Source organism: bacterium, from assembly GCA_037143175.1.
In the GTDB taxonomy this organism is placed as follows: Bacteria; Verrucomicrobiota; Kiritimatiellia; order CAIKKV01; family CAITUY01; genus JAABPW01.
Genome location: JBAWZF010000020.1, coordinates 22,582 through 47,106, shown reverse-complemented (window position 1 = coordinate 47,106; position 24,525 = coordinate 22,582). Strand labels below are relative to the sequence as shown.

The window sequence follows — 24,525 nt, the reverse complement described above, 5'->3', positions numbered from 1 at the left end:
GCGACTTGGCTTCTGCGGCTGGGGGATACTCTACCCCGCCGGTGTTTCCCGGCCACCTGCTGCCCATTTCTTGGATGGCCCTATGGTTTACGGAAGTGGGGAAAGTTCTGCTCTGTATGCTGGCCCGGATATGGGCAGAGCAAACATAGAGTCCATTCTCTTTGTGTTTTCCGGCAGGCCATCCGACCTATCCTCGCTGGGGGAAGTGGGTTTCACATTGAACGTGGGGGGAACTCTGGTGTCACAAAGTTTTCTTACGGCCGAGTTCCTATCTACGAGCACTTGTAATTTGCCAGTTCCAGTACCGGGAGTAGGGAATGGCGAGGTGCTGGGAATTATTTTTCCCGATGCCTATCATGCCGCTGCTCGAGTATGGCTAGATCTTGGGTCAGTAACGGATGCCCAGATTGGGTCGGTCACGATAACAACGCCCATTGATTTGAGAGTGGATATCTTCGGAATTGGAAGGTATGCAATTCCTGAAGCGCCAAGCATCTCTTACTCAAATCTCAGGAAACGCGACCTGCCGCCCCCACCTTCAGATACAGAAACTTCTTATCTGTACAGGATTGCCAATAACACGCCCAATAGCGGAGCGGCGGGCTTTCATCAGGTTCCTGATGGTGGAGCAACTGCACTATTACTGGGTTGCTCGCTGGTGATCCTGGGCGTCCTTCAACGGCGTATACATGCCAAGCCCTAATTGCTAATCCCAATAAAACAAGACCCCCTCAAAGTTAAACCCGCATCCCTTATGGGAGCGGGTTTAACTTTGAGGGGGTCTTGTTTTACGAACAGAATAAACAATGGATCTAGCTGGTTGCCAAAATTAATAATGCAAATTAACCGTTACGCCATAGTTTTCCAGAACAGGGATCTGATTAGTTATTGCGTCCAGGCTCAATGGATTACCGATCAAATAAACCACATCACCTGTTCCTAAGCCTCCATGCAAAGCATTGGTAACGAAGGAAGAAACATCCACAAGATTGTTGGTTATACACTGCACTAAAGTGAGATTGGTGCAGGTAGAGATGTCCAGCGAACTTAACTGATTTCTCTGACAAAACAAATTCGTCAACGCATAACAACCTGAGAGATTAAGTGACGTCATGTCATTGTCGTTGCACGCCAGAACTGAGAGGCGGGATAACCCGGACACATCGAGTGTACCCAGCGAATTATCCGAGCAGATCAATTCAGCAACATTGGTGCAGCCGGATAAATTCAAGTTTGTTAACCCGTTGCCATAACAGAAAAGCGTTCTGAGGCACTCCATGCCAGACATGTCGAGCATGTGCAGTGGATTAAACATACAGATTAAGGCATAAAGGTTGGTGCAGTCAGTCAGGTTCAGGTTTGTAATCTGATTATCATAGCAATACAACTCTTGCAGCGCCCCCATCCCGGAAACGTCCAAGGAGCTCAGAGCGTTGCTGGAGCAATCCAATAAGGTCAAGTCGGCAAACGCATTCAGCCCCACGGCGTTGCTGATACCCAGCCCCTCCAGATTCAGGTCATCTATACCAAGCAAATCGACATCGTAATATAAATCTGCTGGTTCGAACTTGGTAGGAAGCGCATTACTAATTGCGTTCCTAAACGCCGGATCAGAGAAATTAAGAACCTCAACCTCCCGGATTTTGTAAAAGACCGATGGTTTGGTCGAAGCCAATGAAACCGTATTCGTCAAGAGTACAGCCCCTACGAATTCGAAGTTTCCAGCCATTATGTTTGACGACTGGGCTACAATGTATCGCTCTGCTGTTGAGGTCCACTGCAAGGTTACCCCCGTCATATCACTCGAAATATCAGTGATCTCCAGCGGCTGAGTCTTGCCGACATTTATAACCAGAAAAATAATGAACAAAAGTACTGGAACAAAATGCCTCATCTGCATATTACTGAACAGGCTACTCATTGATTGGTTCTCCCTTTAACACAAAGCATATGTTTTTGCTAACGCCGCCTTACCGATGCCTTACCGATCCGCCATTATCCCGTAGTATAAAGCCGTTCGTCACTCCGATATCAATCACTTAGTATGTGCTCAGCGTAGGCAGGTGTACGTTCGTGTGGATCGATGCCCAGAGTTCATGTGAAAGTGAGACTATTGCGAAGACTCATTAGAATCAGAAATCCGTTCCACCCATTCTTCACGCCAAAAAAGAAAGCAGGATCTATCGCATGGCCCGAAATCCCTCGTCCCTTCACAAATAACATCGCGCAAAATAACCATGCCGCTGCATTTCTTGACGAGATAATCTCTCTCATCCAGGAATTTTAACACTCTCTTGAAAACTGTCTGCGTCGTTCCGCAGTAGGGCCACATTTCCTCCATGAAAGCACAATGCTTGAACTGGTTCCACGAGTTGAGCGTGGCTTCAATTTCTTCTCGCGACCGAACCCGAACCTTATCACCTGGTTTCAATTCAACCCGAATCAGGCCAGGAATGTTACTGGATGTTGTCATACGTCCCCCCCTATTGCGCCTGAAAATGAAATTATGAAGATAACACACCCGCCGTCGGATAAACCGTTTGAGACGGTTAATCCGTTGCCATAGGACGTCGAAGAAAGCCAACGGTTCCCCCATCCCACTAACACAGCATAACTGGCAAAGAGCCTGCTTCATGGATACAAGGATTTCCTTGCAAACATTATCCGAACCCCTTTTTTCATCCCTTTCATAAGGCCATACTCTTTCAATCGCCAGATCGTATTGGTGGAAAATATTCGCCTAATCCGATTGAGTTTGTTTTTCCGGTCAACTTCCCGAATCATTTCAGAGACGATTTTTCTGAATTTATCCCTCGGCAGAGATATACAGAAACTGTCCAGGTTTTGATAACTGTGCAGGCAAACGTCATAATCGTCGGCGATGAGCTTCTTTTCTTTGCACAACTCATACAGTTCCGTCCCTGGGAACGGGCTAAAAACGTTGAAACAGATATACCCGTTAATTTTCCGGATGGCGTTGCGGGTATTAAGCAGTGACTCTTCCGTCTCTTGAGGAAACCCGGCCATTATGTAGGCCTGAAGTTCGATCCCGTATTTATTGACCAATTTGCAGGCGACCAGAGCCTGTTCGATCGTGATGCCCTTCTTGATTTCCTTCAACACCCGATTATCGCCCGATTCAATACCCAGTTCGATCATATGACATCCCGCCGATTTCATGAGGGACAAAGTTTCATCATTGATCACGCCGACATTCATCTCGCATTTCCATTTCAAATCAGGGCATTTCAACTTAATCGTTTCGCATAATTCTTTCAGCCATTTCCTGTTTACGCCAAAAGAGTCGTCTGCAAACCTGACCGAAGTGAATCCCCGTTTCTGGAGTCGTGCAAGCTCCTTGACAACATTCCCCGGAGATCGTAGCCGCACTGTTCGGCCCCAGATTTTCCGTGATCCGCAGAAAGTACAGCCAAAAGGACATCCACGGGACGCGAAGATTGAACCAAACGCGTTCAATGGATACTGGTCATACCCGATAAGCACCTCTTCCATCGAATCATACGGAAAACAAAGCGAATCCAAATCCTGAATCAAATCCCGTGGTCCGGTTTCAATAACCTGGCCATGACTGCGATAGGCAATGCCATATATGTGGCTAAACGATTTCTTCTGTAAAACCGCATCAAGGACTTCAAGGATGGTCCGCTCCCCTTCCCCTCTCGCGGCAATGTCAATCGCACCACACTTGAGTACCTCCGAACCGACCATGGAAGGATGAGGCCCGCCAACGAGGACCAAAGTGCTGCTATCAATGTCTTTGGCGATCTGGGCAACCCTTTCAACGGCCTTGAAATTCTGGGATGTGCAAGAAATGCCAACGACAGTGGGACTGACTTTTCCGATGGTCTCCCGAATCTCGTTCCAGATCGGGGCACTCGCATCCGCAAGATTATTAATGTAATTGGTGTAGCCTTCTCCCGCCTGAAAGGAGAACGTAACATTATCGTTACCCAAAACGGATTTGGGATTGAAGTCGGAATTATACGCAGAAACCTCCCATGACGTTTCTTTTTTCACGGTTCCCGCAAGATAACCCAAAGAGAACGGATATCCATTAAATGAGAAGGTATCCTTGAAAAGCCTGAAGAAAGGGGGCTGGATAAACATGACTTTATTATTTGGCATAACGGTGTCCCTGATTTAGCCTAAATGACGATAGCAAAAGCCACCAAATCGCTCGAACATCGATTCTGGGACATATTGCAATAGACGCCTCATCAACTGGTAAGATCCAGAATGCTCGCGTACAGTAACCTCATTGCGAACTTTTCGCGGATACTGGAATTCCACCAAATCAGCCTCAACAGCACCCCAGCGCCCCTTAAAATCCATTAACTCCCGATTATGGGGTGAAGTCCGGCCGAAATCAAAAACTTCAAATCCCTGGCGACAGGCTGATTGGATCGCCTCCCAGAACAGATAATGGTTTGGATTAAAGTCCCAATAAGTATGATCGGAAACCCCAAACTCCGCGGAAACACGATCCTTAAAATGGAAGAGCATCAGGCCGGCAATTGGTTTCCCGTCTTTGATCGCAAGCAACGCCGTAATATGGTTTTTTTCGAAAAACGTGTCCCATAGAGATTCAAAGAAAGTATAGGGCTGGGGCGGAAGACAAAGCCGCTGTCGGGTCATCACGTAGAGCCGATAAAAAGCCTGCAAGTCAGATTTACTTTCCACAGTTCGCATGGTCAGTTCGTTCTTAATGGCCCGCGATATTTTTTGCCTGATGCAAGACCGATGGAAGTTTTTCCATAACTGTTCCGGCCCCTGCTCCAGTGAAAGATAGTGAATCTTATAAAGTCCACTACGCCCAAGCCGGCCATCTTGGACCAATGGCAGAGCCCTGTACGTTCTGATTTCAACCCTGGAGATTCCGAGTTTACGGGACAAGGAAAGGGAAGAATCAAAGAGAATGGCAAAATCATCACTGGTCGAAATCAAAGGATCACACCCTGAGGCGAAGGGAATACTAACCAGTCTTTTGCCAGTAAGCCAACTTCTTACCTCAAATAGGGGCATCGCCGCCCGGATGTTGTCACTCGTTCCATCCAACAGGGTCAGGTAATGGCCCTTCATGTGAGGAAAGCTCGCTTCCATCACCCGCTTCCACCCAGACAAATGGTAAACCATACCCAAGGGATGGCTCTCGACAAACCTGTCCCAACGTGGATCTGTTTCCGGCACTATTAATGTGACTTGCTCTGACATCTATTTCAACTTTGGTGGAATATAACCTCTGGCCATATAGTAAACAAGTTTCAGACCCTGCTCGATGAAATCACAAACCCCATGATACTGGATCCACCACTTGTCAAGCCCGTGGTTGTCTCCCTCAAAGGAAGCGTGAGGGTATATCTTGATCCGAAACGGTGCACCGATTGATTGGTAGACGAGATAACTTCGCCGCGTATGAAATCCAGGGGACACGAGTATGACACTCCTGACTCCCTCCCCAGCGAGAATCTTCATGGCTTCTGTTGCGGCTGTGAGTGTCACTGGATGATGGGAGGAGGTTATAATGACTCGGCAATTCGTCTCATCCAGTCCGAGTCCGTCCAATGCCTTTCGAGCGACGGAAAGGGGGGCTTTAAGGTCGGCCGACAGGAATTCGCAGGACGCTGTTTGATGCAAGACAACGACCATTCGGCGCGCCTTTCCCAATGACACCATACTCGCCGCCCGAGCCAAGAGATGTCGATCGACATGCTCGCTGCTTTCCAGAACCACAACGTCTGCGGCACTTTCCATCCGGTCATTGACAGGGGCCATGTACCTGCCAACTTTGAGAAGGAACTTATCACAGGATCCGAGGGCAAACAGCAACAGTATCCCCGCGAAACTAATCCCTCCCCATATCCATTTCGATGACTTCTTCATCCAGTACATTTCACTATGACGCGTCGTATCCAGAAACACGATTACATATCGCATCTTTGACAAATAGGAATGCTGTGAAACTGTTTCTTCTGATGAAGCTTGCGGACTTCGTCCAATTTCTGGCAGTTCCATATTTCACGAATCGATTGGGATGCAAGGTTTCCAATCACATAATCACCATCAAGATCTGCACAGCAAATCGTTACGTCTCCATTCCAGAACACAGTCAATCGCTCCCAAATGTTCGGACATGTATCTGTCCTTTCAAATGAAGTCGTCTCACCCGTATGCTTTTTTGCGAAATGCTCCGAAATTCGTCCGGAAATGCGGGCGTGATCTACCCGGCCACGCCAATGGTTTAGAAAATCATCAATTTCGCGACAATTCTCTTTTATGGCATAACAAATCACTTCAATTACGGGGCCGTTCGCACCACTCTTTTTCCTATGTTCGAGTAATGCCGTAATATTGCCAACCACGCAATCATGGCTTACCCCTTTCATGATCTGCTCATGAAGTGCTGCTGAGTTTGCTAATATTGAAAACATGATATGGTCTGCGCTGGTTAACCCCGCACTCATTAATTCTTTCATCAATGTCGAATCCAGATTCACACCATTAGTGATTATGTGCAGAACCAATCCGGAGTTTTTTATAAACCGAACCATTTCTGGAAGACGCGGATGTAGGAGTGGTTCTCCGTGTAAGTAAAGATGAATTCTTTTAACGCCAAGTTTAGCTGCCTCTGAAATGATCCCCTAGAAGAGGCCCATATCCATGAAACCGCGCTTGCGTGTGCTTCGCCCAACAGAACAACACGAACACGCTATGTTGCATACGTTGGCGGACTCAATTTGAAGGCTGGGGGGGTATACGAGTTTTGCGATAAGGAAGCCCCATAACTCGTGGCAGAAGATACCGAATTTTTCCGTAATAATTCACAATGCCAGATATCGATTTGACAAACTTGAGTTCTTCTATCGCAAATCGGATCTTCGACATTATTTATTACCTCCCCTATTGCACACTTTAACTGGTTCATCCGCCGAAAGCGGAGGAGGCAATCTCAACTTTTCGACAAATTGATGATGAACCAGTTGTGTGGATATAATCCCCACCAAGGCCATTTCACCTGTCTCACCGAGCGGAATTCCTTGCTTGGCTTTCATAACAAGTTGACTTACGGCCGCCGGATTGAACAAACCCGTCATTTTTACTTTTTCGGGTGACAGCAACTCGCGCACATAATCATGCCCCTTTTCATTGAAGAAACTACGCTGGACGGGGGCGCGGTAGGGGCGTTTGGGCCGCCTCCATATTTCCCTGGGAAGCCACTTACGACCAAGTTTTTTTAACATGTATTTCTCGGTCAAGCCATGCAACTTCAGATTAGCGGGTAGGCGATTACAGAACGCGACAACGCGATAGTCCAGAAAAGGGTAGCGTCCTTCGACGGAATGGGCCATCGTAACGCGGTCGCCCTGAGAAGAGAGCAGGTATTGCGACATAAAGACGGTTATTTCAATAAATTGCGCCTGTTCCAGAGAGCCCCAGCGTGAAAATTGAGACGGGTAGACGATCTGCTCTATGGCTGATAAAGATTGTCCCGCCAATTCCTGCTTTAAACTTCCAGAGAAAAAGCGACAGGTCCGTCGGTTATTCCGCCAACGCACAGCATGCGAATAAGTTGGCGCATTCACTTCAGTCAATCCCCCTCTGAAGAACTCCGCCAGGAGGGCAGGATTGTTTCTGCCTAACTCCGCAATATCGGCATAAAGCCGACCGAAAAGCATTGGACGCCGCGTGGATTCAGGCTGACTGGCCCAGAAACGTCTGATCTTGGCTTCCTTGAAAATGTCGTAGCCGACCAGGAATTCATCGGCACCTTCTCCCGTAAGCACGACCTTGTATCCGGAATCCCGCACCAGTTTGGACAATAGAAACATTGGCGCGGGAGAAGTGCGCATCACGGGGATCTCGGTGTGCCAGATTACCTCCGGGAAAACACGCCCGATGTCATCGTATGTGGCATGAACCACCTGATGGTCCGTCCCAAGAAACTGTGCCATCTGTCTTTGAAAGACACTCTCGTCAAAATTCACATCGCTGAATGAGATAGAAAACGTATCCAGATGGTTTTGCGTATAATTGCGAATAATCGAAGCGATAATGGATGAATCCAGACCACCGCTCAAGTAGGCACCCACCGGCACATCAGCTCGCAAACGAAGCCGTACGGCCTCCACCAGCAGGTGTTCAAATTCCTCCAGATACTCATCCAGGAATCGAGACCGGGCAGATGCGCCCGTGAATTCATCCGCGCATTGAAACTCAGGTTCCCAATACTGCCGAATGGTGAACTCTTCCTTATGAGCCAGAAAATAGTGTCCCGGCGGGAGTTCAACAATTCCCTTAAAAGCCGTGAGCGGTGAGAGTGGACTCCAAAAGGTGAAGATTTGATCAAGCGTAACGGGATCCAGCTCGGCCTTGACGCGCGGGTCAGACAAGATCGCCTTGATCTCTGAGCCAAAAATGAGACACCCGTTGGATCGGGTGTAGAACAGCGGACGAATGCCCAGCCGGTCACGGGCGAGAAAAAGAGTCTGGTCGCGGGAATTCCAGATGGCGAAAGCAAATTGGCCATTCAGCTTTTCCAGACATCGCGAGCCATATTCCTCATACAGATGCAACAGAACCTCGGTGTCCGTATGGGTCGCAAATTGGTGTCCGCGAGATTCCAGTTCCGGTCGCAGTTCAAGGTAATTGAATATTTCGCCGTTGAATACAATCCAAAGTGTACCGTCCTCATTGCAGATGGGTTGTTGACCGCCTGACAGGTCGATAATGCTCAGCCGCGCGCTACCAAGCCCCACACGTCTATCAAGATAGATTCCAAACTCATCGGGACCCCGATGCCGAATCATGGCCAGCATCTGGCGAAGAGCGCTTTCGCTAGGCGGTTCGCCCGAAACTTCTTTGAATATGCCTACTATTCCACACATAACTAACTTTCGACCAGAACAGGTTGAGCATGCAGGTAAGAAGCTGCGCGCCGTTTGGATTCGATGTCCCTGAAAACTCGTTTAACTTGTTCAGCCGTAAGTCCGACCACGCGCCCCACCTCCGAAGGACTGACCTCTTGATTCTTCCCATATAAAATCAAGTCCATCTTTTCATAAGGTACTGAAAAGAAAAACTCCTCCTGGCTTTGAGGCAACGAGTATGTATCGGTGGTAGGGGGGCGGTTGCGAATAGCTTCAGGCAACTGCAAATACTCCGCCATCTGATAGACTTGCGTCTTGTATAGGTGAGCAATTGGCTTGATATCCGCCGCTCCATCACCCAGTTTGACAAAGAACCCCTGGTCATATTCCAACCGGTTTGGAGTACCCGTAACGGCATAATTTAATCGGTCGGCATGATAATATTCCAGCATCTTGCGAGTCCGCTGCTTAAAATTCGATGCCGCCACAATCCCCAGGTACGATTCGAGCGTCAGGCGAACCTCCGAGCGTTGACCTGACGGATCCTGAACAATCACCGAAAAAAGCCGGTACTGATCATCTGCCAGGACGCTCGGGAGCACGATTTTCGATTTCCAACCAGCCCCATATTCAGGAACGACTAATCTGATGGCGTCGTCCCTACGTAGGTAACAGCCGACGGACTCGAGGATTCCCGTAATGTCTTCGTGGACCTTTTCAATCCCCAAATGATTGCTCACCTGTTGGCTCAAGGGTAATGTTTCATGCCCGGAATCCCGTTCTGGCATCAGGAGGCCCAGCACTCGCTCCCGTCCCAATGCCCTAACGGAGAGGGCACCCACCACGCTACTATCTATCCCCCCCGAGAGGGCCACAACAACCCCCTTTTTCTTGAAGCGTCGCAGCACATATTCGCAAATGACTGAGGTGATTTTATCAACCTCGCGAGCGCAATCGAGGCTCATATGATCGGCAGAGAATAATTTGGTATTCATGCTGTCCTTTCGGCCCGGGGTCAGACTGAAGTTACAAGCCGTTTCCTAGCGAGATACCCAGCCACCTTGTTCACGCTGTCGAAATTCGCGGGGATCATTTCCTCTGGCTGGATCTTTACATTATAGGTCTTCTCCAGGAAAGAGATCAGTTCCAGGATGCCCGTTGAGTCAATGATACCTCCTCCCATGAATGAAGTATCGTCTTGTAGTGAGTCCACCTCACCGAACAAGAAGGTCTGTACAACAAACTTCCTTATTTCGTTCGTATTGTCCATCTGCTGGCCCTCCCCTTCGCTTACTATTCACCTGTTGTGGTGGCTTCTCCCCCCCCACGGGCGAAGCCCTGCGACAAACTCCTCCATACTCTTTGCCGCAGGCAGCGGGACGGTAACTGTGCCGGCGGGTCGGGGGGGCGGCACAACGAGGTAAATATGAGGTACAACATTGCGAGTAATGACACAACCGGGGCCGATGACAGCGCCAGCCCCAATTGAAAGTGTCCGCCCGGCGCTACAGGCGATAACACAGTGCGGTCCGATGAAGGCATCCCTCTCGATAATCACACGGCCTGATCCCCGAGTATGCGCAATAATGACAACCCGGATGCTGATTTGAACATTTTCACCAATCTCGATGCATTCGGGATACTCGTTGTCAATGAATACGTCGTCGCCAATGAAGACGTTGTTGCCGATTTTTACGCCGCGAGCGCGATGCAATAACGGGCGAAGACTGGTGGCACCAGGGCTGAAACGAGCCAGAATATGAAAAAAACGGTTAAAGATTCGTCGGACCAGAGACTTCTTCATAGCGAACTCCTCATGACTGAGTGTTCAACAGCCTTTCATTGAAGGCGGATAGCTGACTCCGCGGGTAAAGCCACGAATAGCAATGATCACGAGTCCCTGTCAGGAGACGCCGGGCCACCGGCCACAGTCTCCTGGGCGGAGGCGGAATCTCCTGCGCGCTTACCGGTTGTCTAAAGAACGATTTAATGTCCAGCGTGTCGCCTGTATTCACCTGAAAGGATGGACTGACGCGTCCGCAAACGCCCGAAAACATAGGGACCGTAGCCCGCGATTCGACAGTCAACCGCTCACTCTCGTTCTCGGTTACCCAGGCACGCTCTACCATGATCTGATCTACCCCGTCGGGGATCAGCACGAACACTCGCCGTTGATAGGTTTTGACTAAAAGGCACGACCCCTCCCGGCGCACCTTGAAATTGGTGCGGGCAATGCCGGTGGGTGAAAGCCATCGCACAGGCCCAAAACCCGCCACCATCTGTGCGAATTCTGCAAGAAATCCAAATCCCTCAGCCACATCCTGATGGTGCCCTGCGATCACGATGGGCTGACGTAGGAACCCAGCCAAAACAGCGGCGGTCCTCCAATCAGGCAACATTCGGATTCGGGGAATAGTGGCGATTCCTCCCGGCATGACTTCCGCCATGTCCATTCCTAAGCAGCAAGGCCATGACTCCATCGGATCGAAATGAAACAGATGATGAGCGGTGGTCAACGCGGCCTCAAACCCAAGGGCAGCCATAGCGGGAAACATTGCACGAGCGACACCCCCGTGGGGAGGTTCCATTACCCGATCTACGACCATTCCATGGCATCGCTCAAACGCTTCGATACGACGTAGTGCCTGAGCGAGCAGTGCCAGGCGGCCACCATCGGAACTGCAGTTGACAAGCTCGAGATAAGTATGATCATTGCCGTGAACGATCAACGAGAGATGCTTGGGATTCTTCCGGAATATCTCAACGGCCTCGTTACCAGCATGCACGGCATCTAACGGTACCATTGCAATCGCGGCATGGTAACCATACGCGCGCGCATGACTGGCCAACTCGCGAAAATCCAGGCAACCGAATCGTGGACGGACAAGACTGGGATCGTCGAACACAAAGCAGGCCCGGAAAGGGCCGGGATCCCAGTCAACCTTAGACGTCCTAACTCGAATGAATTCCAGGAGCGGCAGCAACCTTACAAATCTTCCCGGCTGGAAATAGTCAAGAAGTTGACCGCCCGCGCCCAACGTTGGCAAATCGAGCGCGACCACATCAGTACTCGACTGGCCGCTACCCTGTCTTATCCAGAAAGCACAACCTTCCATTGAGCCGACAATCTCACCACCCTCTACCGGGGCCAGAGGGATAAATGAGGAAACATCAGAGTCCTCCATGCACTGCCCTCTCAGGCAGGTATTCAACGAAGACAAAGCACGAAACTCAACCTTGGGGGAACGACGAATGGTTGCTGCTCCTGTCCCGGGATCATAGAGCAGCCTCGGGACGTTCACCACTCCAGCGACGCAACCATCAACACCGTCCCCTCTGAGCTCAATGATCCCTTTAATGATAGCGGCGTGACAAGCCTCTCCGACGGGCACGAAATCGACGGGAAAGAGCTCGCTGATAGCGCGCAGAAGCGACTGGACTCGCTTAAACCCGAGATCAGGCGCCACCCCCATGCACACCCGCTTTTTCGTCATTTCTTCACTTCTCATTTTCACGACCTGCTGAAGTCATATCTCTCAGTCTTAACTTTAGAACTTTTCCCGCTTCATTGTGCGGCATGTTCTTGAGAAAAAAAACCGTCTTGGGCACCTTAAATGAAGATAGTCGCTCTCGACAGTGGGTCACAACATCGTCTGGCGTGATTCCTGACTCTCGTGTAACCACCACGAACGCATAAATTGCTTCGCCCAATATTTCATGGGGTAGTCCCAGAACCGCAACTTCAACGATCTCAGGGAGTTCTGCGATAACATCTTCCACCTCTTTGGTACTAACGCGGTTGCCACCAGACTTGATCAGTTCTCGTTCCCGTTCTACGATGTATATGAAGCCATCTGCGTCCACCCGGGCAATATCGCCGGTATAAAGACTGCCGTTTCTGAAGTACCTGGCTGTCTCAATAGAATCGTGCCAATAGCCTAAAGTGATATTTTCACCGGTGGCTACAATTTCGCCCGTCTCCTCAGAACCCGGTCGTACTGGTGCGCCATCCGGCTTCAGCACTTCGAGACAAGTCAACGGAAGACCTTTGCCAATTGATCCGAGTTTATCAGCGAGTCGCTCTGGCGGCAGATAACTCAACCGGGCAGTGGCTTCTGTCTGCCCATACATGAGATAGAAGCGGACATTGGGAAATCCCCTAACAATCTCAACGATATGCGGATTAGGAAGTTTTCCACCCGCCTGCTGGAGCCAGCGAAGTTTAGGAAACCTCAACTCGCAGAATCGCGAATTCCGCAGCAGAATTTGATAAGTTGAGGGTACGCCTGCGAACCCGGTGCACTCTTTATGCAACATCTCCTGCACCACCGTTTCAGGATACATGAATTCATTATTCAGTACAATCGATCCTCCAGCCATCAAATGGGTATGCAGTAAGGACGCCCCAAAACAGTAGTGAAAAGGGAGCACTACCATCACCCGATCCGCAGGCGTCAAGCCCATATAAGAGATAATATCAAACGAATTGCATGCAATATTCCGATGGGTGACCATGACGCCTTTTGGCTCTCCAGTTGACCCCGAAGTAAACATCAAAGCGGCTAGGTCCCTGTCAGGATTGATGTTCGGCATTTGGATCCCCGCATTGTCTGGCAGATTTTGGAAGTCGGATTCACTCAGGAGCCCCACGCCCACCTTCTCCGCCAAAGGTCGCAACCGGTTCATAAAGCGTCTTGACACGAGCACTTCCTTGATGCCCGCACTGGCTACGATTTTTCCAAACGATTGTTCCGTAAGTTCCGTCTGAAAGGGAACAACCGCAAGTCCAGCTTGGATTATCCCTAAATAGCCAGTCACAAAGAAAAAGCCGTTTTCAGCCCATATTCCAATTCGGTCACCCTTTCCATGGCCCCGTGCCAACAGGCCGGTCGCAAGACGTGCGACACTCTGGCGAAGGTCGCGGTAGGTCAATACGCGATCGCCACAAAGTACTGCACTGGCAGCGTCATCGCCTTTGCAAAGAATGGTCTCAGCAACGTTCATGGTTCTAACTTCGTCACGGCCCTAAGGCTGCGGTAAAATCCGCAAATTGCCCGGAGCGGAAGGCAATGAAACAATATTGATGCGCTCCAGCTTCACATTGGCCTCGCTGCCACGAATAATGAGCTGATGGATTCCCTGGCTTAGGGTGAAGATTTTCGGAACGAACTGGTTGTTGTTAAAAGTGCCGTTACCTCTCCAGCTGACGACCCGTCTTTCAAAACCCATGGTGACGGGAATGTCCCAGATCATGGTCGGATATTGCGGTTCCGCGTCTATGTTCACTAAGAAAGAGTTCGCGACTTCGCTTGACGCATTCACGATTCCCTGAATTATGTAGTCACCCTCAAAAATGATGGCAAACGTGTAGGCTGCCCGACCCGCAGTGGCGGGATCAACCGTTTCCAATTGCTGGAAGATATAACTATTAGTGACGGTGCCAAAGGGGGCGGAGATGGCGCCAGATATAGCAGGGAACGAAAGCTGCGTCACTGCCACGCTGGGAGAAATCACCCCGACTGTCAGGTTTGACTCAACGACGGTCTGGCCATTGCTAACGCGAAGCTTCCAAATATATGTGTTGCTGACCGTGTTCTCTGTATAATAATAGCTTATGCTATTTACTGCGCCTGTTCCGCTTTGCAGGACCGTCTCAGCACCATCATTTACAGAACAAATCCACTGCCATATAATTGGATTTCCAATCGCATCAGAAGCCGTCCCTGAATACTGTATCACAGATCCCGCAAATACCTGGAGGCCTGGAGTATTGGTGTCAACATCAGCAACACTCTGAGTAATAGCTGAAACTATCGGAGGCACCCAAGCAGCGCCATTCACGGTTGCACTTGCGCCACCTCCGCCCGTAAAGGTTACGGTCTGGATATTCGTACCTGCGATAGCCGGATAATAACGCACAGTCACGGCCTGACTTTGTCCTGCCCCAAGACTGTACGAACCCCCGGCAACAACACTGAATGGTGCCGCCACATTCGCACTACCCGAGAGGGTTCCCCCTCCGGTATTTTGCACGGCAAAAGTCCGATCCGCAGTCATTCCCACATTGATTGACCCAAAGCCCTGGCTTCCCGGCGTGACTGAAATCGCAGGAAGTATTGCAGCGGTGCCACTTACCGGCGCGCTTGCTCCGGCACCACCCGTGAATGACACGCTCTGGGCATTCGTGCCTGAAGTGGTAGGACTATAGCGGACCGTTACAATCTGGCTGAGTCCTGCACCAAGACTGTAACTGCTCCCGGCAACAACACTGAATGGTGCCGCCACACTCGCACTTCCCGAGAGGGTTCCCCCTCCTGTGTTTTGCACAGTAAAAGTACGATCCGTTGTCGTTCCAACGGTGATCGGGCCAAAGCTCTGGCTTCCCGGCGTGACTGAAATCGCTGGAAGTATCGCAGCTGTGCCACTTAGCGGCGCGCTTGCTCCGGCACCACCCGTGAATGACACGCTCTGGGAATTCGGGCCTGAAGTGGTAGGACTGTATCGGACCGTTACAATCTGGCTGAGTCCTGCACCAAGACTGTAACTGCTCCCGGCAACAACACTGAATGGTGCCGCCACACTCGCACTTCCCGAGAGGGTTCCCCCTCCTGTGTTTTGCACAGTAAAAGTACGATCCGTTGTCGTTCCAACGGTGATCGAGCCAAAGCTCTGGCTTCCCGGCGTGACCAAAATCGAAGCAGCTGTTGTGGTCGCAGCGCTCTCAAATACCCCGATATCCCAAGCGGTCCGTGTGACGCCTGCCCGGTCAACGCCCATCTCCGGCACGTACCACGGGAATTGGGATAAATTCACCCCAGCGTAGTTTGCCGTTAGACGGTAGTCATGACCTGTGACATTCGCAAACGGCGGCAGTGTTAAATCCGTGGCGCCCGTACCTTTGCTGTGAGCATCGCAATGGTAGTGGCCAGTGCAGCCGTTCGTCGGCTGGTCGGTTGCGTTCGCACCGTAGAAGTTGTACCAGTAACCCGAAGCATGTCCGGGCCCATTTGCACCATAGCTGAAGTCATATTTGTTGACCCCGCTCGGAGGCATTGTGTTCCAGTAACTCCAACGACAGAAGTATTCTGACGCTCGCTGAATGTAGGAGTTGTAATCGGCGTTAAGCGTATAAGACAATGCCGGGGTTCCTCCCCACGCACCGCCAAGGATATTCATGGAAATCCCCTTATAGAAGACGTTGTTGTATAAATAAGCATTGATGGGCTTAACACCATCGTCCAGGCCATCCGGCCCCACTTTCAGATTGGTATCATTCCCGTCATAAACATTATGCACCATGTAGAGATTGTACGGGCCGGCATATATCTTGGAGCCAATCTGAACATTCCCGTATACTACACAGTTGATAAGGGAGAAAGTAATTCCGGCCGGCCACTGCACGCCGGGATCAGGACCACTTAAATTAATTCCAAACTGATTGCTGCAGGACAAGCAACCGATGAGCTTGTAGTTAATTGGAAAGCTGCTATCCCCGCCATTCTCGCCCAGATCGAATCCCTTATCATTGTTGTATGAGGTACAGTTTATCCAAGTAACCACGCTGTTCTGTGCCTTGAAACCTATGCCGCAGTCCAAGACATCGCTACCGGTCATACTCTTTGCGACACAGTTGCTAACGGTATAATCTGTTACGCGATTATCAGATGAGACGGCGAAACCGTTATGGTAGTTCCCGTTCCCGTCAAACATGCATGTATTGACCATTCCATTCCTGTGATACTTAACAAACAAATGCCCCTCTGACGCCGTAGTACTCGTCGCATTGTAAATCTTCCCACAAGCGAAGAACTTGACAAACTGAACAGTTCCACCTTCGGTTAATGAGTTAGCATAATACGAGATGCCAATTCTGTCGGAGTTCTTTACAATTATTCCATCATAAAGGTCGCTCACGCCCACGACGCCATCAAAGCTGATTCCCCCAACTGTCACATGCAACAACCCCCAGCCGGTGCCACTTCCGAGTGTCACGCCATTTCCATCGAAAACCACGCTGCCAGAGCCCCATGTCGGATCGCGCTGAAACAGGATTGAGTTAGCAAATGTAGCTCCTGTCGAATAGTACGCTGATGATACATTCACCATTCCACAACCGTTATTCGTTCCACAGATCGTCCCGGACTTGAGTTTGAATACAGTTCCGGCAGGCACCTTCAATGTACTGCTGAACGTGGTCCCCCATCTTGTGGCCACATCGGCGGTATTGGCAGGATTACGCGTGCCCGGAATGGTTTTCCACGCTGCGCCACTAGATGTGCCACTGTTGGTATCGTTGCCAGCCTGAAAATCAATGTAGTACTGGCCCCCTTGGGCAACGGTTACCTCCAGAAATAGGGCAAAGAACAGATTCCAGAAAAAAGAATGAATTGATAATGTGTTCATTGAAATATTCCTTTCAATATTATTTTTCCCAAACAATAAAATAGAAGCATAAGCTGCGCCATGTATCCGCCTGCGCCGATCTATTCTCCTATATTCCCTCAGCCTGAATTCTCATGTACCCCTTGTACCACTCCACAAATTTCGGGATGCCGATGCTTATCGGAGTAGTGGGCTGATAGCCACACTTACTCTGAATTCGGCCAATATCAGCATAGGTCACAGGGACATCACCGGGCTGGAGCGGAAAAAACTCCATTTTCGGAGTAACCCCCAAGGCTTGCCCCAGGGCGTCAATCATGTCGAGCAGTTTTTCGGAACGATGATTGCCAATATTGAAGATCTCATATGGTTCCAACTTTTCGGCAAATAACGAACCCACGACACCTTGGATAATATCATCCACAAATGTGAAGTCCCGACGCATCTCTCCATTGTTAAAAACCATAATGGATTTTCCCGCGAGCATAGCTTCAGTAAACAACCACATGGCCATGTCCGGGCGCCCCCATGGTCCATAGACAGTGAAGAAGCGTAAGCCAACGGTTTGCAAACCATAAAGATGGGTATAAGTGTAGGCATTTAGTTCATTAGCCTTCTTCGTTGCAGCATAAAGGCTGACGGGGGTATCAACCGGATCGGTCTCGCTGAAAGGGAGCTTCTTGTTGCCACCATAGACGCTTGAACTTGAAGCAAATACAAGACGCGGCGTCTTGGCATGCCGACATGACTCCAGAATGTTCAGAAAACCTTCTGAGTTGGCCTTCTGATAGGCAAACGGGTGCGTAATGGAATATCGGACGCCAGCTTGTGCCGCCAAGTGACATACCCTGTCGAACTGATGGGTTTGGAACAGGGATGTCAGAGAATTGTAGTCACAAACATCTGCTTCTACGCCTGTATATCCTGACCGTTTTTCAAGGATTTCATGCCGACTCCGCTTCAACTCTACGGAATAATAATTATTGAAATTATCTAGTCCGACAACGGTATGTCCAAGATCAAGAAGTTTGTTGCTTAAATGAAAACCTATAAAGCCGGCAGCGCCTGTGACAAGTATTTTCATAAGTACTCTCCTTAGAATAGTTGCGTTTATCGAGTCGCGATTCACATCAAATCTTTGCCAGGAACGCACGGCCTAGTGCTCAGCAGACATCTCCGGCTCTCTTTTCCCCGCATCCGTTCCATAATTTTCCCGTCCAAACTTCAGAATACTACCCATACCATCGACACAGGCAATCCACCGGTTCTCGCCAAGCCGGTGCGGGTCAATCGTATGCATCCCGATTCCGTTCCAAGACCACCGATTGCCTGTCGCCATCAGATTCTTGAAATCCAGGACTTCAACCTCATGAAAACTGGTGGGGGTGAGCTCGGTAATCTCAAACGACCGCAGGCCGTAGCCATAGCTGGGAGTATCGACCTGTGCATACCTGTAGATTTTGCCGCGATCTACCTGAATTCGCCCCCCCGGTCTCGCTGCAGTTGGATTATTGCTTATCAAGGGGTTGTTTGTGTGTGGGTGCCAAGGACCAGTTAAATCAGCAGCATAGTATGCAAACATATTGTCATGGTTTGTCGTCGAGGTAAATAACCACCATGTGTCGTTATAGCGAAATAGTGAGGAATCCGCATACTGGACATCTGAAAGAAGGTTGGTCACATATTTCCATTGCGCAGGGAACTTGGTAGCCTCATAAAGCCGGACTGAAGATGCCTGATTTGATTCAGGCACCATATAATAACGCTTCTTCCATTTGAAAACGTACGGGTAGGAGAGATGGAATGGCTCATTCAGGACAATGCGATCATAGGACCAATGAACGGCATCAGGGCTCGTTGCCAGGCCGATATCGCCCTGCCGGGTTGCAGCGTTTTTTACTTCAAAAAACAAGTACCACCTCCCTCCCTCATCTACCATAAATGGGTCCGCAACATAATCTGCGCTGATATCAGTGACATCAGCCGCCGTGAGCACTGGGTTATGTACTCCCGACATAGGAATAAATTGCGTTGGACTGCTCCCTGAATAGATACCTATAGACCAACCCGTCTGCTTTACCACAAAAGGCACATGAAAATGGCCGCTGATGACTAACCCTATCAAAGTTATGCAAATCAGAATGGCCATGCCAACGGCCACTCTGGTGAATCGTCTAGTGTTGCTCATGTTGCTCCTTCGGCTTTCGTGGTCAGCGGATAACCCGCCTCTTTAAGAACGATCACATCCGTGGGGTAACGGCTTGGGCTGACTGGTTCAAGCAGGAACCCCCGTATGATGGAGTAGGCTTGAACCGACCAAATAACAATGTAACGGAATGGTTTTGTCAGGCTCCTGCTTTTCACCATGAATCCAAGGATTAGGAAAACTGATATAACCATCCAAGATAACGCAACAAACCAACAGTTCGTCAGGGCTGAGATCCCTGCTGAGAGGCAGCCTGCTACAAACCACACGAGAAACTGCAGGGCTCGGTTCGCCCCCGCCAGAAAGGCTCTAACTGGCCGACCCTCATGCACTCGGTACCGAATGACTTGTCCGAGGCCCAAATGGAAGCGGTTCTTCATCCGTCTGAACAGAGAACTAATTCTCTCCCGTGGAACGGTGTTATGAACCACCATGTCGATCGGGAGAGCGAGAATATCAAATCCACCCCATATCAGGCGCTCCCCAAGTTCGGCTTCTTCCTCGGCAAAAAGATATGGATTGAAACATCCGACTCGGTTCAGTGCCGTCCGCCTGTAAATTGCTGATCCCGGAGCAACCGAAATGGATCGAATGGCCGGGCCGACTTTGTTTATATCCCGTTCCTCGCCAACAACCGTGCTGCCCTTCCAGTAGATCTCCCTTCTCCTCCCACTGATCGCGGCAACCTTGGGATTCTCTTCAAAGCGGAACAGAGCCTCCTTGAGAAAACCCTCACATATGATCGAATCTCCATCCACAAACATGACGAATTCCCCGTTGCTCTGGAGGAAGCCGATCACCCGCCCTGCCGCGGGGGTTTGCCGCCAATGCGCTCGTAGCTGCAGAACAACAATCGGGTATTGCTTAGCGATCCTTACCGTCTCGTCGATGGAGCAGGAATCCACGAGTATCACTTCCGTATTGTCAAAATGGCGTGACGCACGCAGTGCTGCGTCAATACAAGCACCGATGTGCCGCTCCTCATTCTTGCATATGATTATAATGGATAGTTTCATACCTCTTATCTTACCTTGCGACTCAGTTGCAGGGATCGGGGTTTATATCCTTCGCGGCTCGATACAAGTTAGCGTAGTGTTCAGCCATCTTGCTCGCAGTAAAACAAGATCTCATCTTGGCCTTGGCTCTTGTACCAAGTTGAGCGGCGTAGTCCCGGTCAGTTAGAAAACTGATGATAGCGTCCGCCATTGCTCTCGGGTCGCCATACGGTACAAGCAAACCGTCAGCCCCATGCTGGATAAGTTCGCTGTTTCCTCCTACATCAGTGGCAATCACCGGCTTACCCATAGCCATTGCCTCTAGGATGGCCATGGATAGCGCTTCGCTGGATGACGAACTGACGAATACATCCGTTATTGCCAGTATATCCAGCACGTCCGCTCTTACTCCAAGAAACTGAACCATCGTTCTGATTCCAGAGTCCTCACACTGTCCCCGGAGGGAGGCCAGAAGCGGGCCATCACCGACCAATAGCAACTTCAGATTGGGCTGTACCTCTGCTACCGCGCGGAACGCATCCAAAAGGAGAGAATGGGCCTTTACCGGCCGCAGGTTTGCAACACACGTAATCACCCTCTCTTCCGACTCAAGTCCCAATTCTTTTCTTATATTTTGACACCGCCCTGCACCCTGCGCCTCCACGTCTTCAGGAAGACACACTCCATTAAGGATCACAGAGATATTTCCAGAACGCGCTAATAATCGAAAATGTCGCATCTGGGACTGAGACACCAAAACCACTTTATAGCAGCACCAATTTGTCACGCAGAGCGAAAACCTCTCATATAAGCTTTCCACGTTATAGTTTGAATGAAATGTGCCAATGACGGGGATACCTAACGCCCGACCGCAGAGGCCCGCGTAAAAGCTCGGAAGCCAGATATGCGAATGAATTACATCTGGCCTCACTAATTTTACAGCTCGAATCAGCCTCCTAAGAAAGCCCACATCCTTGCTGCTTCGAAACGACTGAACCTGACTAACAGGGACTCCACGTTGCTTTACGGCTTCCACAAACGGGCTGTCACCAAGTACACAGACTTCTGTCTGAAAATCGTTGCGATCCAGCTCATCCAACAAATTGAGTACCAGGCGCTCGGCACCGCCCATATCCATTGACGGAAGAACCTGCAAAACCTTTAACCTACGATGCGACCCAGGACTAGAACTTCGGCTCATGGATTCTTCAATCTCCTAAATAGAGAAACCGAGCTCGCCAATATTTGTCTCCAGCCGTCACACTTAATTAAATAGATGTAACCGACCAGGATACAAATTATAATAAAGACACTTAGCGCGACCATGCCATGAAACGCCGCCATGAAGCACAGGCACAAGCTGCCGATCACAATTCCACTTCCCCACCATAACGCACGGAATATAAAGTCTCTCCCAATGAGCCGGGTTGCAAATAACGCAATGATCACGCATCCGGCCGTAAGTGATGAACACAACGCCATGGCCGAGCCGATGCTCCCAAAGTGCGGAATTAGAACAACGTTTAAAACCAAGTTGAGTGTGGTGGCACAAACTGCGGCAACGAGATCAAACCGTTGCTGATTACCCGCAGTGAGCGCACTCGAAAGTACCCGCCCGAAAGCGTATGGAATCAGCCCAATACTCAACACTCGCAGCACATTGAAAGATCCCGAGAATTTCTCCCCAAAGAGGAGACTGAGGACTAAAGGACCGGCAGTCATCATGAGACAGGCGGAAAAGACTGCGTAGGCTACCACATGGATAAACACACGCCGGGTGGCTGACTCAAATAAAAAACGACTAGAGAAGAACAAACTTGAAAAACGCGGAAAGGTGGCATTGACATATGCCTGCGGCAAAACCATGTTCAGTTCAAAAAGCTTATAGGCCACCGTATAGAGCGCCACCTCTTTCATTGTTGAGAAACGGGTGAGCAGAAGCACATCAGCCCGCGCGGCCAGCATCGTCAATATCGTCAAGCCGAAAAAGGTAGGCGATTGTCTGAGCAGGGCGATCACATTCCGAAAGTCGATCTTGTACTGGATCTTGGCAATGTTCTTGCTAAAAGCGGCTGAGCAAATATACACGGAGAAGACCGAGTTGCAAACGTCTATCAGGACCAAATAATGCAGCGGGCATTTTTCCCAGACGGCCACCAGCATTAGCAACATCCTGAAAAGGCTCGCGGCAACTCGCCGCTGGAGAATTAACTCAGTTTTCTCGAAGGCCATAAAAATGGCCTCAAATGAGGAGGTAATAAGTCCCGGCAAGACGGAGAGACTGATAACGAACACGCAGAACTTGACTTCCGGCGTCAACTGAAAGAATCGGACCGCATAATACATCGCCGCTATTGCGGGCAACAAGGCGCAGCATCCGATGACCACCGCGCTATTCAAATATACCGCCGCTTGATCACGATGTTTAGCCACATCGCGGGTAAGAAGCGGGGTCAGCCCCATCTGGCCAATTACGAAGACGAAACCCGTGAAGGTGATCAGAAATGAATAGGACCCCAACACGGTCGGCCCCATTGCCCGGGATATTGCCGTGATTACGACCAGAGAAAAAAGCGGCTCGATGAATCGCAGTGCTACAAGGATAAAGGAGTTCCTGTATATCGCGGCATCCATGGGCGAGTTTCTAATTGGGTTACCTTGTCCCGATCGCGGCGTTTGAAGGCTTTTTGCCTGTCGCCTCTGGTTCGGAATGGAGTTCTTCAGTCTCAGTCCACGACTGCGCCTCCAAATTACGCCTGGCCGCAGTCGCTAATCCACAGAGGAGGAACATGGAACTGAGGAGTGCCCTTGAGTGGAACATGTCAACCAGCATGTGGAACATTGATGCGACGAGGCCCAGTCTCAGTCCTAAGCCAAGGTAGCGGATGAAGGGGTCCCCATGTTGTTTGATACATGGTCCCACCTCCTTGAAGAAAAATGTTAGAAACAGAAGGAACGCACCTAAGCCCAATACGCCGGTCTCCGCTAATACGAGTAAGTAGGTGTTATGCACTTGATCCAACCATACACCATCCAAAGAGTCATCCAAATACCTGTATTTGGCCATAGCATAGGTATTCGCTCCAACCCCAATGGCCCAATGTTGTCTGACCATATTCATGGCCAGATGCATTAAAGGGACTCGTGAAGCTGCCGAATTGTGGTCATCACCAAGTATTCGCTCTCGCAACGGAGCAACTGCCAACACCCCCGCAATCACACACACAGTGAGAAACAACACCTTGAGGAATCGAAACCTGCCCAACCCAATCAATAGTGCGGGGAAACAGACGACGAAACCAAGCCATCCCGCGCGAGAAAATGACGCGATCAAGCCGAACAGTCCCCCAACGATCCCCAGCAGACGGAACCGGCTACGTTCAATACCTCCCAAATATATGGCCCCCTGCAACAAGATCAAAGGAACCAAGTAGGCTGCGAGAGAATTGGGCTGAGGGAAACTTCCAAAAGCGCGAACGATCCCTCCTTCGTCTCCGACAGTGACCAAACTCCTAACCGAAGGCCCAGTGTTTAAAACACGGTTGAAGTTCAGCCCGGTTAGATAGAGCATCAGACAGAATGCCCCCTGAAGCACCATGGAAACACACAAATACTTGAGCACAGCCTGAATGTCCTTGCGTGATTCCAAACAATACACAAACCCGAAATAGTATAGCCCAAATAGTTTTGCGACGAGGAGCATCTGACAGGCAGTTAGCTTACGAACTTCCGAGTTGATCCCGGACAAACCCGAGGCAACCACAAAAAGGACAACCGCCCACACTATGCGCCGTGACACATGAACAGAACGATTCCCCTTAAAGAAGGTAATCAGCGCGAGAAGCAAGAATGATATTTCAGAGAGACTGATTTCAATCCCTGAAGTCCATCCGTTATGCGGTTGCCAAGTGTAAAAGGAGTAAGTGAACTCAAATGGCACTGAAACAATGCCCGTGAATAGCAGGAAATGCTTGGCATCTCTAATCCGGCCCCAGGCAAAGGCGAAAAAGTAGAGAGAAATAATAAACAGCAGGCCTCCAAGGTTCATTGAAAACAG

General features: G+C 50.0%; 20 protein-coding genes. 1 reads left to right on the top strand and 19 read right to left on the bottom strand.

From position 1 onward, the window contains the following. Positions 1-703, top strand: a 703-nt coding sequence (locus WCI03_08385; GenBank protein ID MEI8139870.1) for a hypothetical protein, incomplete at its 5' end; no start/stop codon positions are given. A gap of 126 nt (positions 704-829) precedes the next feature. Here WCI03_08385 and WCI03_08380 read toward each other — a convergent pair. The 19 genes from WCI03_08380 to WCI03_08290 all read right to left on the bottom strand — a co-directional run bounded on the left by WCI03_08380 (position 830) and on the right by WCI03_08290 (position 24,516). Then, entirely contained in the window at positions 830-1,921 is a 1,092-nt protein-coding gene (locus WCI03_08380) for a hypothetical protein (GenBank protein MEI8139869.1), read from the bottom strand. A 189-nt stretch (positions 1,922-2,110) separates the two neighbouring features. Further along, a complete protein-coding gene (locus tag WCI03_08375; protein MEI8139868.1) occupies positions 2,111-2,473 on the bottom strand; it encodes a hypothetical protein in 363 nt (120 codons plus the stop codon). A 158-nt stretch (positions 2,474-2,631) separates the two neighbouring features. Continuing rightward, on the bottom strand, positions 2,632-4,146 hold the full coding sequence (locus tag WCI03_08370; protein ID MEI8139867.1) for a radical SAM protein: 1,515 nt from the start codon (positions 4,144-4,146) through the stop codon (positions 2,632-2,634). A gap of 15 nt (positions 4,147-4,161) precedes the next feature. After that, positions 4,162-5,232: a GNAT family N-acetyltransferase gene (locus WCI03_08365; GenBank protein ID MEI8139866.1), complete on the bottom strand. Its 1,071-nt coding sequence runs from the start codon at positions 5,230-5,232 to the stop codon at positions 4,162-4,164. Continuing rightward, complete coding sequence (locus WCI03_08360) at positions 5,233-5,955, bottom strand: hypothetical protein (protein MEI8139865.1); 723 nt, start codon at positions 5,953-5,955, stop codon at positions 5,233-5,235. It lies immediately after the preceding gene. Next, positions 5,943-6,653 (bottom strand): SPASM domain-containing protein, encoded by a 711-nt coding sequence (locus tag WCI03_08355; GenBank protein MEI8139864.1) that lies wholly within the window; start codon positions 6,651-6,653, stop codon positions 5,943-5,945. The genes WCI03_08360 and WCI03_08355 overlap by 13 nt, the downstream gene beginning before the upstream one ends. A 249-nt stretch (positions 6,654-6,902) precedes the next feature. Then, positions 6,903-8,903: an asparagine synthase (glutamine-hydrolyzing) gene (gene asnB, locus WCI03_08350; protein MEI8139863.1), complete on the bottom strand. Its 2,001-nt coding sequence runs from the start codon at positions 8,901-8,903 to the stop codon at positions 6,903-6,905. Positions 8,904-8,905: 2 nt separating this feature from the next. Next, on the bottom strand, positions 8,906-9,880 hold the full coding sequence (gene nadE / locus WCI03_08345; protein MEI8139862.1) for an NAD(+) synthase: 975 nt from the start codon (positions 9,878-9,880) through the stop codon (positions 8,906-8,908). A gap of 20 nt (positions 9,881-9,900) precedes the next feature. Then, entirely contained in the window at positions 9,901-10,155 is a 255-nt protein-coding gene (locus WCI03_08340) for an acyl carrier protein (GenBank protein ID MEI8139861.1), read from the bottom strand. 27 nt (positions 10,156-10,182) lie between these two features. Beyond that, positions 10,183-10,689: an acyltransferase gene (locus tag WCI03_08335; protein MEI8139860.1), complete on the bottom strand. Its 507-nt coding sequence runs from the start codon at positions 10,687-10,689 to the stop codon at positions 10,183-10,185. A 10-nt stretch (positions 10,690-10,699) separates the two neighbouring features. Next, entirely contained in the window at positions 10,700-12,379 is a 1,680-nt protein-coding gene (locus WCI03_08330) for a hypothetical protein (GenBank protein ID MEI8139859.1), read from the bottom strand. Between the two features lie 4 nt (positions 12,380-12,383). Continuing rightward, positions 12,384-13,889, bottom strand: coding sequence for an AMP-binding protein (locus WCI03_08325; GenBank protein MEI8139858.1), 1,506 nt, complete (start codon positions 13,887-13,889; stop codon positions 12,384-12,386). Positions 13,890-13,910: 21 nt separating this feature from the next. After that, entirely contained in the window at positions 13,911-17,288 is a 3,378-nt protein-coding gene (locus tag WCI03_08320; GenBank protein MEI8139857.1) for a choice-of-anchor D domain-containing protein, read from the bottom strand. Positions 17,289-17,376: 88 nt separating this feature from the next. Further along, a complete protein-coding gene (locus tag WCI03_08315) occupies positions 17,377-18,351 on the bottom strand; it encodes an NAD-dependent epimerase/dehydratase family protein (GenBank protein MEI8139856.1) in 975 nt (324 codons plus the stop codon). 72 nt (positions 18,352-18,423) lie between these two features. Further along, positions 18,424-19,455, bottom strand: coding sequence for a hypothetical protein (locus tag WCI03_08310; GenBank protein ID MEI8139855.1), 1,032 nt, complete (start codon positions 19,453-19,455; stop codon positions 18,424-18,426). After that, positions 19,452-20,489, bottom strand: a complete 1,038-nt coding sequence (locus tag WCI03_08305) for a glycosyltransferase (protein ID MEI8139854.1) — start codon at positions 20,487-20,489, stop codon at positions 19,452-19,454. The genes WCI03_08310 and WCI03_08305 overlap by 4 nt, the downstream gene beginning before the upstream one ends. 22 nt (positions 20,490-20,511) lie before the next feature. Further along, the gene (locus WCI03_08300; protein MEI8139853.1) at positions 20,512-21,669 is read right to left on the bottom strand and encodes a glycosyltransferase; all 1,158 of its coding nucleotides are present in this window, start codon (positions 21,667-21,669) and stop codon (positions 20,512-20,514) included. Next, entirely contained in the window at positions 21,666-23,102 is a 1,437-nt protein-coding gene (locus WCI03_08295) for a flippase (protein ID MEI8139852.1), read from the bottom strand. Before WCI03_08295 ends, WCI03_08300 begins: the two co-directional genes overlap by 4 nt. 19 nt (positions 23,103-23,121) lie before the next feature. Further along, on the bottom strand, positions 23,122-24,516 hold the full coding sequence (locus WCI03_08290) for an O-antigen ligase family protein (GenBank protein ID MEI8139851.1): 1,395 nt from the start codon (positions 24,514-24,516) through the stop codon (positions 23,122-23,124). Positions 24,517-24,525: the final 9 nt, after the last annotated feature.